At 70.8% G+C, this 14,015-nt stretch carries 15 protein-coding genes and 1 pseudogene; 3 read left to right on the top strand and 13 right to left on the bottom strand.

Features of this window, described 5'->3' with window-relative positions; translation table 11 throughout:
• Positions 1 to 78 precede the first annotated feature (78 nt).
• Entirely contained in the window at positions 79 to 1,284 is a 1,206-nt protein-coding gene (locus tag HBK84_RS05445) for an NAD(P)-dependent oxidoreductase (protein WP_167319138.1), read from the top strand.
• Positions 1,285 to 1,369: 85 nt separating this feature from the next.
• Here the strand turns inward: HBK84_RS05445 and HBK84_RS12835 are convergent.
• The 8 genes and pseudogenes from HBK84_RS12835 to coaD form a co-directional block, all read right to left on the bottom strand.
• Positions 1,370 to 1,474, bottom strand: a pseudogene (locus HBK84_RS12835) (type II toxin-antitoxin system YoeB family toxin); the annotation flags it as partial.
• Positions 1,475 to 1,536: 62 nt separating this feature from the next.
• Positions 1,537 to 2,193 carry a cation transporter gene (locus HBK84_RS05435; protein WP_167318386.1) on the bottom strand — a complete coding sequence of 219 codons (657 nt, stop codon included), beginning with the start codon at positions 2,191 to 2,193 and terminating at the stop codon, positions 1,537 to 1,539.
• A 129-nt stretch (positions 2,194 to 2,322) separates the two neighbouring features.
• Positions 2,323 to 3,252 carry a bifunctional DNA-formamidopyrimidine glycosylase/DNA-(apurinic or apyrimidinic site) lyase gene (gene mutM / locus HBK84_RS05430; protein WP_167318385.1) on the bottom strand — a complete coding sequence of 310 codons (930 nt, stop codon included), beginning with the start codon at positions 3,250 to 3,252 and terminating at the stop codon, positions 2,323 to 2,325.
• Between the two features lie 7 nt (positions 3,253 to 3,259).
• On the bottom strand, positions 3,260 to 3,964 hold the full coding sequence (gene rnc / locus HBK84_RS05425) for a ribonuclease III (RefSeq protein WP_167318384.1): 705 nt from the start codon (positions 3,962 to 3,964) through the stop codon (positions 3,260 to 3,262).
• Between the two features lies 1 nt (position 3,965).
• Positions 3,966 to 4,169, bottom strand: a complete 204-nt coding sequence (gene rpmF / locus HBK84_RS05420; protein ID WP_012398114.1) for a 50S ribosomal protein L32 — start codon at positions 4,167 to 4,169, stop codon at positions 3,966 to 3,968.
• A gap of 2 nt (positions 4,170 to 4,171) precedes the next feature.
• A complete protein-coding gene (locus tag HBK84_RS05415; RefSeq protein WP_064845669.1) occupies positions 4,172 to 4,762 on the bottom strand; it encodes a DUF177 domain-containing protein in 591 nt (196 codons plus the stop codon).
• A gap of 60 nt (positions 4,763 to 4,822) precedes the next feature.
• Entirely contained in the window at positions 4,823 to 5,026 is a 204-nt protein-coding gene (locus HBK84_RS05410; RefSeq protein ID WP_167318383.1) for a hypothetical protein, read from the bottom strand.
• A 341-nt stretch (positions 5,027 to 5,367) separates the two neighbouring features.
• A complete protein-coding gene (coaD, locus tag HBK84_RS05405) occupies positions 5,368 to 5,838 on the bottom strand; it encodes a pantetheine-phosphate adenylyltransferase (RefSeq protein ID WP_167318382.1) in 471 nt (156 codons plus the stop codon).
• 128 nt (positions 5,839 to 5,966) lie between these two features.
• On the opposite strand from coaD, the gene HBK84_RS05400 reads away from it, so the two are divergent.
• Positions 5,967 to 7,145, top strand: a complete 1,179-nt coding sequence (locus HBK84_RS05400; protein WP_370520630.1) for an aminotransferase class I/II-fold pyridoxal phosphate-dependent enzyme — start codon at positions 5,967 to 5,969, stop codon at positions 7,143 to 7,145.
• 140 nt (positions 7,146 to 7,285) lie between these two features.
• On the opposite strand, the gene rsmD is transcribed toward HBK84_RS05400, so the two are convergent.
• From rsmD to thiL, 4 genes are all read right to left on the bottom strand, one after another.
• Complete coding sequence (gene rsmD, locus HBK84_RS05395; RefSeq protein ID WP_167318380.1) at positions 7,286 to 7,879, bottom strand: 16S rRNA (guanine(966)-N(2))-methyltransferase RsmD; 594 nt, start codon at positions 7,877 to 7,879, stop codon at positions 7,286 to 7,288.
• Positions 7,876 to 10,083, bottom strand: coding sequence for an ATP-dependent DNA helicase RecG (locus HBK84_RS05390; RefSeq protein ID WP_167319137.1), 2,208 nt, complete (start codon positions 10,081 to 10,083; stop codon positions 7,876 to 7,878). The genes rsmD and HBK84_RS05390 overlap by 4 nt, the downstream gene beginning before the upstream one ends.
• Before the next feature lie 65 nt (positions 10,084 to 10,148).
• Positions 10,149 to 11,096, bottom strand: coding sequence for a DAK2 domain-containing protein (locus HBK84_RS05385; protein WP_240919111.1), 948 nt, complete (start codon positions 11,094 to 11,096; stop codon positions 10,149 to 10,151).
• Complete coding sequence (gene thiL, locus HBK84_RS05380; protein ID WP_167318379.1) at positions 11,086 to 12,201, bottom strand: thiamine-phosphate kinase; 1,116 nt, start codon at positions 12,199 to 12,201, stop codon at positions 11,086 to 11,088. The genes HBK84_RS05385 and thiL overlap by 11 nt, the downstream gene beginning before the upstream one ends.
• Before the next feature lie 74 nt (positions 12,202 to 12,275).
• On the opposite strand from thiL, the gene HBK84_RS05375 reads away from it, so the two are divergent.
• Positions 12,276 to 12,899: a DUF3515 family protein gene (locus HBK84_RS05375; protein ID WP_167318378.1), complete on the top strand. Its 624-nt coding sequence runs from the start codon at positions 12,276 to 12,278 to the stop codon at positions 12,897 to 12,899.
• A 9-nt stretch (positions 12,900 to 12,908) separates the two neighbouring features.
• On the opposite strand, the gene HBK84_RS05370 is transcribed toward HBK84_RS05375, so the two are convergent.
• Positions 12,909 to 13,991 carry a sulfite oxidase gene (locus tag HBK84_RS05370; protein WP_167318377.1) on the bottom strand — a complete coding sequence of 361 codons (1,083 nt, stop codon included), beginning with the start codon at positions 13,989 to 13,991 and terminating at the stop codon, positions 12,909 to 12,911.
• Between the last annotated feature and the right edge of the window lie 24 nt (positions 13,992 to 14,015).

Raw genomic sequence — 14,015 nt, 5'->3', positions numbered from 1 at the left:
AACGACGGGAACGCAAGCAATTCCGATGCAAACGCATCGAACGGAGACCGACAGGACACCGCTCCCGGTGTCGCGCAGATCGCGGATCCCGAGCGTGGCGGCGCCACCGCGACCCAGGGTGAGCTGACCGGGGACGGCCGCACCGTGCTGGTGACCGGCGCGTCAGGGATGCTCGGAGGGGACGTCGCCCGCGTCCTGCTCTCGCGCGGCTGGCGCGTGCGCGTCTTCCAGCGGGGTCACGCATCCGTGGCCGAGCGCGAAGGCGTCGACGAGGTGCTCGGTTCGGTGACCGATCCCGACGACGTGGCGCGCGCGCTCGACGGCGTGAACGACGTCATCCACCTCGCGGCCAAGGTCTCCTTCACCGGGGACTGGGAGGACTTCGTGCGGGTCAACGTGACCGGGACGCGTGTACTGCTGTGCCAGGCGCAGAACGCCGGGGTGCAGAACGTGGTCTTCGTGTCCTCGCCGTCCGTGGCCCACGCGGGCGTGTCGATCGAGGGCGCGGGCGCGGAACCCGCAAACCCCCAGACGGCGCGCGGGAACTACGCGCGGTCCAAGGCCGCCGCTGAACTGCTCGGCCTGAGCATGGACGGCCAGCGCGACCTCAAGGTGGCCGCGGTACGTCCGCACATCGTGTGGGGCCCCGGGGACACCCAGCTCGTGGAGCGCGTCGCGGATCGCGCGGCGGCCGGGCGGATGCCGTACCTGGACAACGGTGCGGCCATGATCGACACCACCTACATCGACAACGCGTCCGAGGGCATCGTGCGGGCGCTCGAGCGCATTGACACCGTGCGCGGACGCGCGCTGGTGATCACCAACGGTGAGCCCCGCCCCGTGGGCGAACTCATCGCGCGGATGTGCCGCGCCGCGGGCGCCCCCGCGCCCACGCGCTCGATCCCCGGTGGCGTGGCACGCTTCGCCGGCCGCGTCATCGAGAAGGTCTGGCCGTACCTGCCCGCGAAGTTCCGCGGCGGGGACGGCGAGCCGCCCATGACCGAGTTCCTGGCCGAGCAGCTGTCCACGGCCCACTGGTTCGACCAGCGCGAGACCCGCGAACTGCTGGACTGGACGCCGTCCGTGAGCCTGGACGAGGGCTTCGCGCGGCTCACCGCGTACTACTCCGACAAGCCGCGCCCGCAGCGCAACACGGGATCGGTCGCGGTGTCACGCGTGGTGGAGGTCGCCGACGACCAGCGCACCCGCGCCGAGGACGCCTCGATCGCCCCCGAAGAAGAGAGCGGGACGAGCAACGACCTGCAGATCGTGCGCGCACAGTAGGCGCTGTCGTGCCCGCGGCGTGGAGCCGCGGGCACGATGCGTACCAGGGGGCAGTCCTCGCTACCCGGCATCCGCGTGCGGTTGCTCAGTAGTGGTAGCGCGCTTGCAGGATGACGAGATCGTCACCCACGACCATGTAGACCAGCCGGTGTTCGGCAGTGATTCTCCTCGACCACGCGCCTCTGCCTCCGGTGCATCCTGGCGTGAGTGACCGGGTACGACGTCCGGACAGGGCCGGGACCGATGCCCGGATCAATCGATCTCTTCGCCGGCGAGGGCCTTGGCGGCCAGGCGCTCCTCCTCACTGACCTCCCACACCTCGTAGGCGGCGTGCAACGCCAGCAGGATGATCAGACATCCGAGGACCAGGTCCGGCCCTCCCGAGCCCGTCCATGCGGTGATCAGGGCCATGACGATGATCGCCACGTTCACCAGCACGTCGTTGCGGGCCGAGAGGAACGCGGCGCGGCCGAGGGAGCCGCCGTGGTTGCGGACGCGGGCGATGACGAGAGCACTCGTCCCGTTGATGACAATGGCGCCGAGCGAGGCGAGGACGACGGGCAGCACGTCCGGTGCCATAGGCTCGGCGAACCGCTGAACTGCTTCCCATGCCGCGAACGCGGCCGGAGCGAGGATCACGACGGCCATGACCTTGCCCATGACGGCGCGCTTGGCCAGGGCCCAGCCAAGCGCCACGAAGATCAACAGGTTGATCGAGGTGTCCTCGAGGAAGTCGACACTGTCGGCCAGCAGCGACACCGACCCTGAACCGAGCGCGACGAAGAACTCGACGAAGAAGTACCCGAAGTTCAGGAGGGCGACCGTGAGCACCGCTCGACGGACCCGGGGTGCATCGAAGGCGCCGGGCGCCTTCCCCGGGTTTTCGTCCGGTGCACTGGGAGCGTTCATGGGCACAATTCTCGTCATTGGCTCTCGGAGTCGCCCCGGGGCCAGCGGGTGATCCGGATGGCCTGGGCGGTGTGGGGACATCGATGCCGGTCTCGACCCCGACGGGCGTGCCGCCCGCGGGGTCTCACATTAGGGCCGGAAACGTCTCGGCCGCCGCTGGCACCGCGAGCAGCGATACGAGGAACGGTTGGCGAAGCGCTCACGCACGATGACGCCGTCGTCCCCGCCGGCCTCGCAGCGAGGGCACGGCTGGCCGGCGCGGCCGTAGGCGTTCAGTGATCGGGAGAAGTACCCGGACTCGCCGTTGACGTTGACGTACAGCGAGTCGAAGCTCGTGCCGCCCGCGTCCAGCGCGCGACGCATGACCTCCTGACACGCCGCCACGAGTGTGTATGTGCGCGGCGCGGTCATGGTCTCGGTGGGCGCGGCCCAGTGCAGGCGCGCCGCCCACAGCGCTTCGTCCGCGTAGATGTTGCCGATCCCGGAAATCAGCCCCTGGTCCAGCAGCGCGCGCTTGAGCCCGGTCCGACGACGCCGCAGCGCCGCGTGGAAGGCCGCGACGTCGAAGAGCGGGTCCAGCGGATCGCGCGCAATGTGCACGGCGTGTTCCGGGACCGTGCCGTGGCCGTCCGACGCGGGCACCAGACGATCCAGCAGCATCCCACCGAAGATCCGCTGGTCCACGAACCGCAGTTGCTCTGGCAACGGCTGCCCGGACTCGTCGAGCGCCGGGGACAGCTCCAGCCGGATGCGCTCGTGGCGCGACCTGGGGTGTTCCGGGGAGGACACGAGCAGTTGCCCGCTCATCCCCAAGTGCACGAGCAGTGCGCGGGAAGGTTCTGACCCATCCGCAGCGCGCACGGGCAACCACAGGAACTTGCCGCGCCGGCACGCGTCGACAACTGTCACCCCGGTCAATTCGCGGCGGAAGTCCTCCGGACCGTCGGTGTGTCGCCGCAGGGACCGGGGGTCCACGACCTCCACGTCCTCCACGGTGCGCCCCACGACCCAGCGTGCGACGCCGCGGCGCACCACTTCCACTTCGGGCAACTCAGGCACGGCGCGCTCAGTTCTCGGTGGCGAAACGTTCGACGATTGCCTCGCACGCGACCGCGGCGGCCGCGCGTTCGGCGGCCTTCTTGGACGTCCCCTCGCCGTGTCCCAGGACATCACCGTGTACGACGACGTCCGCGGCGAAGCGGCGCTCGTGGTCCGGGCCGGTGCCCTCGACCTCGTAGCGCACGGTCCCCAGCTCGTACTGGGAGGCGAGTTCCACCACGCGGGTCTTCCAGTCGCGGCCCTCGTGCAGCACGCGGGTGTCCTCGAGCAGGGGGACGATCAGTCGCAGCACGAGATCGCGCGCGGGCAACGGCCCACACGCCTCGTAGACGGCGCCGATCAGGGCCTCGGTGGTGTCCGCGAGGATGGAGGCCTTCTCGGCCCCGTGCGTGCGGATCTCGCCCTTGCCCAGGCGGATGTGGGGGCCGAGGCCGAGGGTCTTGGCGACCCCGGCGAGCGCGCGGGCGGACACCACGGATGCCCGCAGTTTCGCGAGGCTCCCCTCGTCCCACTCGGGATAACGGTGGAAGATCTCGTCCGTGACCGCGAGCTGCAGAACCGCGTCCCCCAGGAACTCGAGGCGTTCGTTGTGGACTTCCCCGGGATGCTCGTACGCGTACGAACGATGTGTGAGCGCAATGCGAAGCGTCTCGGTGTCGAGGTCGACACCGAGACGCTCAAGCAGTTCGCCGGGATCCGGCAAAATGGTCACCTTACGCGTCAGCGACCTTGCGACCCTTGTACTCGTAGAACAAGGGGGTGCCGGCGGAATCGGAGACCAGCTTGGCCTGGTGCGGCAGGCTGTAGCTGACCTTGCCGTTCTCCACGGTCTTCACCAGTTTGGGGGCTTGCGCCTTCCACTGGGAGCGGCGCATCCGGGTATTCGCGCGGGACATTTTCCGCTTGGGAACAGCCACGGCTATCTCTCTTCTCTCGTGTCGGTTGTCGGCTCCGACGCCTGCGGATCCCCCGATTCGGTCATCAGCCCCTGCAGGGCGGACCAGCGGGGATCCAGGACGTCGTGGTGGTGGTCCGGGTCGTTCTCGAGCCGTGCGCCGCACTGGGCGCACAGGCCCGGGCAGTCAGCCCGGCACACCGGTTGGAACGGCAGTTGTGTGATCACTGCGTCCCGAAGCATCGGTTCGAGGTCGATCTCCTCGTCCCGCACTTCATACACTTGCTCGTCCTCGACGTTCTCGTCACCCTGGGGGGACGGATCGAAGACGAAAAGTTCTTGCACGTCGACCGGTAGTTCGTAGTCGATGGGGTCGAGGCATCTACTGCATTCCCCGTGAACGCTCACGATCACGGTTCCGGACACCAGAATACCGTCGTGGACGGATTCCAGCCGCAGCTGCAGATCCATGGGCGCGCCCTCCGGCGAGCCGATGAGCGCCGTACCGAAGTCCTTCGGTGCGGGTGCCTCGACATCCAGGGTTTCCATGGTCCCCGGTCGGTGTTCGAGATCCCTGACGTTGAACGTGAGGGCTGAACTGTTGCGGTGATTCACGAAACTCCTGGCTAACGACACTGGCCGACAGACCACCTTAGCATGCCGACCCTCGTCGGTTCATCCCACGGGCCCCGTCCGGATGTCCTCCGGACGCACGTCCGTGGCATCCGCGGGCTCTCGCCGGGCGACGGCCCGCCCGATCAGCGGCGCGGTGAGACCATGCAGCATCACGGAGCAGAACACGACCATGACCACACAATCCAGGATGATCCCGATCTGCGTATCGATCCCGGCCTGCAGGGCGAGGAGCGCCAGCACCACGGAGGCGATCCCGCGCGGATCCAGCCACGCGATCGTGGCGCGTTCGGGCCAGGTCGCTCGGGACCAGGATGCAGGCCAGCACGAGGCACAGGGACAACCGGACGTCCGACAGCAGGTACATGGCGGCGAAGAACACCGCGATGAGACTGAGGGGCAGGGCCAGGAACAGCACGCGCAGCACCGGCGTGCGGCTGCGACGCGGGGCGTCGCGGATCTCCAAAGCGTCCATGAACAGCAACACGGACAGGATCACTTCCACGGTGCTGGTCAGGGACTCGATCAACGGGGTCGAGCTCTACCACCCCGCGGCCATGCCCGACCTGGCAATTCCGCCGGGCCCCTCAGCGCCGTTCGATGGCCCGCAGGACGGGGTCGGGAACGAACGACGCGACGTCGCCCCCGAGTGCCGCGACCTCCATCACGAGGGACGAGGACACGTGCAACAGGGACGGCTCCCCCGGCAGGAACACCGTCTCCACGCCCGTGAGGGAACGGTTCATGGTGGCCATGGGCAGTTCGTAGTCGTAGTCCGCGCTGTTGCGTAGCCCCTTGATCAGGGCCACCGCCTCCCGGCGCTCCGCGTAGTCCGCGATCAGCCCCGATGCGAGCGGTTCCACGATCACGGCCGGTTCGTGCGCGAACACCTCGCGCACCAGTTTGATCCGGGTGTCCTCGCTGAAGCGGTGGGTCTTGTTGGGGTTCGTGGACACGGCCACGATCACCTCGTCGAACAGGCGGGCAGCGCGGTGGATCACCGCGCAGTGTCCCAGGTGCAGCGGGTCGAAGGACCCCGGGCAGATGGCGCGTCGCATGGCACCACCCTAGCGGCAGGGATTCCTAGAATGGGCCCATGATCGCAGACGCTCACGACCACTCGCCCGCGGCCGCACCCCGCGCCGATCCCGCCCGGGAGAGGCCCCGCGCCCAGCCGTGGCAGCGCATGGCCGCAGGCGGCGGGCTGCTGGATCCCTCCGGGGCCCTCCGTTCCACGGTCTTCGAAGAGATGACGGCGCTCGCCACGCGCACCGGCTCGGTGAACCTCGGTCAGGGGTTCCCGGATTTCGCGCCGCCGCAGCCCATGGTCGACGCCGCGATGGCCGCCCTGCACACCGGGCACCACCAGTACGCGCCCATCATCGGCGTCCCCGCACTGCGCCAGGCGGTGGCTAAGCACCAGCGCGACCACTACGGTCTGCACCTCGACCCCGATTCGCAGATCGCCGTGAGCGCGGGCGCGACCGAGGGCATGACCGCGGCGCTGTTGTCCGTGCTGCATCCCGGGGACGAAGTGGTCATGTTCGAGCCGCGCTATGACCTCTACGGCGCGGCCGTGGAATTCACCGGCGCCACGCCCGTTCCCGTCCCCCTGCTCCCCCCGACCTTCACGCCGGACCCGGACGACGTGCGCGCCGCGTTCTCCCCCCGCACCCGCGCCGTGATACTCAACGACCCGCACAACCCCACGGGCACGGTGGCGTCCCGCGAGTTCAAGGAACTGCTCGTGGAGCTCGCCACGGAGTTCGACGCCGTGATCGTGACCGACGAGGTGTACGAGCACCTCCGGTTCGCCGGGCCCCATGAGCCCATCGCCTCCCTGCCCGGGGCTGCGGAGCGCACCCTGAGCGTGTCCTCCGCGGGGAAGACGTTCTCCGCCACGGGCTGGCGCGTGGGCTGGGTGAGCGGCCCGCCCGAGCTGATGCGCGGGGTCATCGCCGTGAAGAGCTATCTTTCGCACAGCGCGGCCGCCCCGCTGCAGCACGCCGTGGCCCATGCACTGAGTTTCCCGCCCGCGTTCTACGATGCGCTGCTCGAGGACTACCGCGAGCGCCGAGACGTGCTCGTGGCCGGGCTGCGGGAGGCCGGGCTGACCCCGCCGGTTCCCGAGGGCACGTTCTTCGCGGTCGCGGACGTGAGCGATCACTACGCGCTCGCCGGGGTGGACAACGCCACGGACCTCGGCCGGCACTGGGCCGAGAACGCGGGTCTGGTGGGCATCCCGGTCTCGGCGTTCGCGGGTCCCGCGAACCGGGGGCTGTACGCGGACTGGCTGCGGTTGGCGTTCTGCAAGCGCACGGACGTGCTGCGCGGGGCCATGGCGGGACTCGCCGCCGCGGTCTGACAGGCCGTTACCGGGCGCCGACGACGGCGCGCTCGGCCTCGCACAGCTCCGGCTCGCGAGGTGCCTGAGCCGGTGCAGCTGACCAGGTCGACCGCGCAGGGGCCCGGGTCGACGACGCCCGGACCGGGGTGCCACCGAGGTCAGTCCGCGTCCGAGGCACCGGGCGCGTGATCGTCCGCTTCGAGGAACCACAAGCGGGTCTCGCCATGCTCGCCGTCCTCGAAACGGCGCAGGCCGCGGGGCCACGCGGGCTCCTCGGTGCGTGTGGAACGCTCGACCGCGATCACCCCGCCCGGCCCCAGCCGACCCGCGAGCCGCGAGAGCGTCCGGGCGAGCTCATCGTTGTCCAGAGGGTAGGGCGGGTCGGCGAGCACGAGGTCCCAGCGGTGGTGCGCGGCGCGGCCCAGGTACCCGGCCACGGCGGACTGCACGGTGGTGATCTTGGTGTCCGGGCACGACGCCGCTACGAGCGTCGCGTTCTCCCGGCACACCGCCGCCGCCGCGGCCGCTCGTTCCACGAGCGTGACGGTCGCGGCTCCGCGGCTCGCCGCCTCGAGGCCCAGGGCGCCCGAGCCCGCGAAGAGGTCGAGGACGCGTGCGCCCTCACACATGCCCCAGGCGTCGAGCCGGGCGAACAGTGATTCCTTGACCCGGTCGGTCGTGGGTCGTGTGGCCGAGCCGGGCACCGACTTCAGGCGTTGGCCGCCGGCTCGTCCGGCTATGATCCGTGTCATCCTCGCTCCAGGAATGCTTGTCGGTCCTCGTCCAGGACCCGTGTGATCGCCGCACGCAGGGCGGGGTGTTCGGTGAGCTGCGGGTCGTCGTGGATCACGATCTCCGCGGCGGCCCTGGCCCGCGCGACGAGGGCCTCGTCCCGCAGCGCACTGATCCACCGTAGGCCGGAGCGGCCCCCGGACTGGGACGCGCCCAGGATGTCCCCCTCCTTGCGCAGGCTCAGATCGACTTCCGCGAGATCGAAGCCGTCCGTGGTCGCGGCCACGGCGTCGAGACGCGCGCGCCCGGGATGATCGGGGGGTGTGCGGGTCACGAGCAAGCACGTGCCCGGGTGCTCACCGCGCCCGATCCGCCCGCGCAGCTGGTGTAGTTGGGAAATTCCGAACCGTTCCGGGTCCGCGATGATCATGAGCGTGGCGTTGGGGACGTCCACCCCGACCTCGATCACCGTGGTGGAAACCAGTACGTCGGTGTTCCCCGCCGCGAAGTCCGCCATGGTGCGAGCCTTGAGTGGCGTGTCCTGGCGCCCGTGCAGCACGGCCACGCGGGCGCCCCGGAGTTCGGGCTGTGCGGCCACGAGCTCGGTGAGCCACGTGACGGTCGCGGGCTCGAGATCTTCCTCTTGCGTCTCGATGGAATCGCGCAGGCTCTCGAAGGGGGGCACCGCGGCGTCATCGCCGATCTTGGGCGCGACGACGTAGACCTGCCGGCCGCGCGCGACGTGCTCCGCGGCGAGTGCCCACACGCGGCGTTCCCAGGCCGGGCCGTGCTCGGCGAGGCCCACGACGAACGTGCCGATGGGTTGGCGCCCGCCCGGCAACTCCCGCAGTGTGCTCACGTCCAGGTCGCCGAAGACCGTCATGGCCACGGTGCGCGGGATGGGTGTGGCCGTCATCACGAGGGTGTGCGGGGCCTGGCCGGCCTTGTCCCGGAGGGCGTCGCGTTGTTCCACGCCGAAGCGGTGCTGCTCGTCCACGACGGCCAAGCCGAGGTCCGCGAACTGCACCGCGTCCTGGATCAGGGCATGGGTGCCCACCACGATGCCCGCGGCGCCGCTGGCGATGTCCAGGAGGGCCTTGCGGCGGGCGGGTGCGGACATGCTGCCGGTGAGCAGGGTGACCCGTGTGGCCTCCGGGTCCCCACCCAGCTGCCCGGCCATGGCGAGGGGGCCCAGCGCGGCCGTGATCTTCTCGTGGTGCTGCGCGGCGAGCACCTCGGTGGGGGCGAGCATGGCCGCCTGACCGCCGTGGTCCACGACCTGGAGCATGGCCCGCAGCGCGACCACGGTCTTACCGGAGCCCACATCGCCCTGCAGCAACCGGTTCATGGGTGCGGTGCCCGCGATCTCCCGGGAGATCTCCTCCCCGACCGCCCGCTGGCCAGGGGTCAGGGCGAAGGGCAGGGAGGCGTCGAAGCGGGCCAACAGGCCGTCCTCCCGCGGGGGTCGTGGGGCCACGGGATGCGCGGCGTGCTCCGCGCGACGGCGCACGAGCTCGGCCTGCAGGACGAACGCTTCCTGGAACCGGAACCGATTGCGCGCCCGTTCGTAGGCCGCCACGGTCTCGGGAACGTGCAGATCCCGGTAGGCCTGTCCCGGTTCCGGCAGTCCCTGCGCGGCGACGACGTCGGGCGGCAGCGGGTCCTGGATCGCGTCCAGGTCCGCGGTGAGCAGTACTTGCTGGACCACCTTTCCGATCCGCGGCGTGGTGAGCTTGCCGGACTCCGGGTACACGGGGATGGGCATGAGCTCACCGGAGTCCGAGGCGGCACGGGACACCGATTCGGGGGTGTCCACGAGGGCGTAGTCCGCGCCCGCCATCGACAGGTTCCCCCGGTAGAACTCCGGCTTCCCCGTGAACAGGGCGAGCGCCCCCACGGGGAGGTCCTTCTGGGCGGAGTACGCGTTGAAGAACGTGATCTTCAGGTAGGCACCGGAGTCGTCCGAGACCGTGACGTCCGTGAGACTGCGCCGAGGATCACTGCGCATGCGCCGGGTGCTTGTGCTCTCGACGCGTGCGACGAACGAGGTCCGCTCCCCCGCCACCAGGTCCGTGAGCGCCTGGATCTTCCCCCGGCGGATGTAACGCCGGGGCGCGTGGTCCAGCAGTTGGCCCACCGTGGTGATCCCCAGGTCCTGGGCCAGCAGGGACACCGTGGAGCGCGGGGACTTCCCGGGGACGTAACGGGTCAGGGGCTGGTCCAGCAGGTCCGCGAAGGCGGGCAACCCCTGCGGCGCGGCAGGCGCATCCCCGTCCGGCCGGTGGCTGGTCACCGTGGCTCCGCCGCGAGGGACGTCACTGTCACATTGCGCGCGGTGCCGCGCCGGCGCATGAGGTCCAGCGCGGTGTCCGGGTCCGCGACGTGCACGTGGACGCGCCACGTGTACCCGTTCTCGTTCTCACTGACCGCGCTGACGATCACACTGTCCCCGGCGTCGTCGAGCTCGTGGCGCAGTTCGGCGGCGTCCAGGGCGGAGAGGTCCATGGTGCCCATGACCTCGTACCCATCCGATGGCTCCTGTTCGCCACTCGTGAGCGGCAGCGCGTGGTCCCGGACGATGTCCTGCACGGGGTCCGCGGCCGAGTCCTCCCCGCTGAGTTCGGTGCGCAGCGCCGCGAGGATGACGAGCATGCCGAGCGCGCCGGAATCCACCGTGCCGCGTTCAGTGAGCACCGGAATCTGGTCTACGGTGTCGATCACGGCCTGCGTGGCGGCCTGCACCATGAGGTCCAGCCACTCGACGAGCTGCTGATTGGACCCTTCCGCGGCGGTGTCCGGGACGGGGACCTCCCCGGCGGCCTGCAGGACGGAGATCATGGTCCCCGGAACGGGCTCGGTGAGTGCGGACCAGCACCGGACCTGGGCTGCCATGAGCGCCGCCTTGAGCTGCGCGGCGGTCAGCCGCACGCAGCCCTCCACCGCCTGGCCCATGGCGGTCAACGCCACCGCGGCCAGTACGCCGGAGTTCCCGCGGGCCTGCTCGAGGGCGGCCTGGCCCGCGTAGACAAGCAGTTCGCCCACGTCCCTGCCCTCGATCAGGTGCGCGGCCTCCGCCGCGAATCCCACCGTGGCGCTGAGGTTCGCACCGGTGTCCGCGTCCGCGACGGGGAAGACGTTGAGATCGTCTAGGACGTCCGCGTGCTCGCGCAGCCGACGGTGCGCGGCGTCGAGCCAGGTGCGTATCTCGGTGGTGGACGAGCCGGCTCTATGGCTCAAAGTGATCCCATCCTTCGACGACATCGCGACCGAACCACTGCCGTGGGCTCCGGCCCGCAATGGTCACGGTGCCGCGCTCGTGGCGCCGCTGCCGTGCTCCGTTCCCTGCTGACGAGCCACCGCCCCGGGGGCCGTCCTCGCGGGGCAAGGGTGCACACGAGCCTATCGCACGGACCCCGGACGGCAACGGGGAATCCACAGGGAGCACGGCGAGCAGACCGTGGTCCTCACCCCCCGTGAGCACCCACTGCCACGGGTCCACCCCGACGGCCTCCCCCGCGTGGGCGAGCGTGTGCACCGCGGGTTCCAGGGCCTGCGGGTCCAGGTCGATGCTCACGCCGCTCGCTCGTGCGATCCGGCGGACATCGCGCAACAGACCGTCCGAGATGTCGAGCATGGCGATCGCCCCCGCCCGAGCGAGTTCCGCCCCCACGGAAACGGGCGGGGCCGGTCGCAGTTGGGCGCGGTGCAGCGCGGTCCGTTCGGGCTCGGGGACGCCGTCCCAGCGCCCCGGCACGGGGGTCTGCAGGGCGTCCAGTCCGGCCGCCGCGCGGCCGAGCACGCCCACGTGCACGAGGGTCCCGCCCCGTCCGGCCCCACTGCGCAGTACGGGCTCACCCTCGAGCCTGCCCAGGACCGTGGCCGTGACGGACAGTTCCCGCCCCCGCCCGAGGTCCCCGCCCACGAGCGCGCACTCCGCCGCGCCCAGTTCACCGAAGGCCCGCGAGAGTCCCGCCGCGAACTCGGAAACCCATGCGACCTGGGTGTCCCCCGGCATGGTGAGGGACACGACCATGGCCGTCGGCACGGCCCCCATGGCGGCGATGTCCGCGAGGTTCTGCGCGGCGCACTTGTGCCCCACGTCCGCGCCGGTGGTGCGGTAACCGCACGGCCACACGGTCGCGAAGTCCTGGTCCACGGTCAGCGTGTCCGTGGTGACCACGACCCGCTCGCCGGGGGCCGCGATCACGGCGCAGTCGTCCCCGGGTCCCACCAGGACGTGCGGTCCGTCCGTGGTGGCGCCCGGGAGGAACGCGTCCAGCAGCTCGGTCTCGCTGAGCTGGGACACGGTGGTCCCGGGCGGGGCGGCGGGCTCGTGCGTCATGTCCCTTACACTAGCGAGCCACTCCGACGGGCACAGTCACCGAACTCCCGGGTGCAGCACCTATCCTGGGTGCCATGATTCCCCCGGCCTCGCAGCACCCGTCCACGCCCACATCCGCCGCGCAGGCCCCCGGGACTCGACCGCGGCTGCGCGGCGTCATACGGGGTGCAGGGCACGCCGCCGCCGCGGGGCGCGGGAGGGCGCGACCGTCGTCGTCCCGCCGCCGCGTGGCCGGCGCGGCTGTGGTGGGTGCGCTCGTGCTCACCGGGTGCGGTTCGACCGTGACCGTGGACGGCGCCCCGGACAACGCCAACCCCGACTGCGCGTCCGTGATGCTCGCGATGCCCGAGTCGGTGAGCGGGATGGATCAGCGGGAGACCTCGAGCCAGGGCACCACGGCCTACGGGGACCCGTCGGCCATGATCGTGCGCTGCGGCGCGGAGGAACCGGGACCCACCACGGACCCGTGCACGAACGTCAACGGCGTGGACTGGCTGATCTCCGAGGTGCCGGATCAGAAGGACCAGTGGCGCGCGGTGACCTACGGCCGTTCCCCCGCGGTGGAGGTGCTCTTCGACAGCAGCCGCGTGCCATCCTCGACCGCGCTCGTGGACACGGGATCCGCCGTGCAGAACATCGAGCAGACCCGGCAGTGCCTGTCCGTCAAGGACACCCTGGAGCAGCAGGGCCGCCCCTAGAAGGCGGCCTCACTCGACCGCGACCTCCACCCGGGCCCACGAGTTGTTCACGTAACCCTTGGGGTTCCACAGCGCTCGCGGTGACTCCGGCTGGCACGCGCCGGTGCTGTCCCACGCGCGGGCCATCAGGACGTGGGACCCGGCCCCGGTCACCGGGACGAGTGCCTCCCAGTGCTGCCACGCCCACGGGGAGGCCGCCGCATCCAGCTCGGCCTGGTGCCACGTGCGCCCGTCGTCCCCGGAGACGTCCACGCGCGCCACCGTGCGATCGTCCCCCGCGTACGCGTACCCGGTGACGCGCACCGGACCGCCCGGAACGTGCTCGTGCTCCCCCGGGCTCAGGATGTCGCAGTTCAACGCGACGGATCCCAGAGTGATGCCGTCCCCCGGCCCGGCGTGATCCGGGTCCGCCTCGGGCGGCAGGACGCGATAGGCCGTGGCCTGGAAGTAGTTCTCGGACGGGTCCGCGCGCACCGTGATCCCGCGCAACCACTTGACGCTGCGCGCCCCCACGTACCCGGGGACGACGACGCGCACGGGCGCCCCGTGCACCGCGGGCAGGGGTTCGCCGTTCATCGTCCACGCGAGCAGCACCTCGGACGACAACGCCTTGGCGAGCGGGATCGACCCGCCGTAGGCCTGCGGGGGATCCGCGAGGTCGGAGACGTCCGAGGCCGTGAACTCCACGTGCCGGGCGCCGTCCGCGACACCGACCGACCGCAGGACGTCGCACAATCGAGCCCCGGTCCACAGCGCGGTGGAGGTGGCCCCGGGTCCCCACGGGTCCTCCCCCGGGATGTCACGCACGGGCAGGAAACCGGCACGGCGATTGCCCGCGCACTGCATCGTGGCCGTGAGCGTGTGGTGCGTGAACTCCTCCCGCAACCGTTCCGGCGTGAAGCTCGCGGACTCGTCGACGAGCCCGTCGACCGTGACCGCCCAGTCCCCGGGGTCGTTCTCGGGCACCGGGCCGTGATTGCGCACGTAGAAGGAATCGGGGGTCGTGATCGGATCGTGGAGTCCCGACCGGGGTGGTTCCGCGTTGTACGGGTCGGTCTCGTGGACGATCATGTCATCGCGTTTGTGCCACACGGGTGCCCCTTCCGACCCCGGCGT

The sequence above is a fragment of the Kocuria sp. KD4 genome, from assembly GCF_011769905.1.
Taxonomy (GTDB): Bacteria; Actinomycetota; Actinomycetes; order Actinomycetales; family Micrococcaceae; genus Kocuria; species Kocuria marina.
The sequence above is the reverse complement of the archived record's forward strand: the minus strand, read 5'-3'. Positions and strand labels throughout refer to the sequence as shown.

Excerpts from the sequence above, each read along its gene's own strand:
- rsmD (WP_167318380.1), bottom strand. The coding sequence starts at position 7,879 with ATGACACGGATCATAGCCGGACGAGCCGGCGGCCAACGCCTGAAGTCG.
- thiL (WP_167318379.1), bottom strand. The coding sequence starts at position 12,201 with ATGACGCACGAGCCCGCCGCCCCGCCCGGGACCACCGTGTCCCAGCTC.
- HBK84_RS05375 (WP_167318378.1), top strand. The coding sequence starts at position 12,276 with ATGATTCCCCCGGCCTCGCAGCACCCGTCCACGCCCACATCCGCCGCG.
- HBK84_RS05435 (WP_167318386.1), bottom strand. The coding sequence starts at position 2,193 with ATGAACGCTCCCAGTGCACCGGACGAAAACCCGGGGAAGGCGCCCGGC.
- HBK84_RS05400 (WP_370520630.1), top strand. The coding sequence starts at position 5,967 with ATGGCCGCAGGCGGCGGGCTGCTGGATCCCTCCGGGGCCCTCCGTTCC.
- coaD (WP_167318382.1), bottom strand. The coding sequence starts at position 5,838 with ATGCGACGCGCCATCTGCCCGGGGTCCTTCGACCCGCTGCACCTGGGA.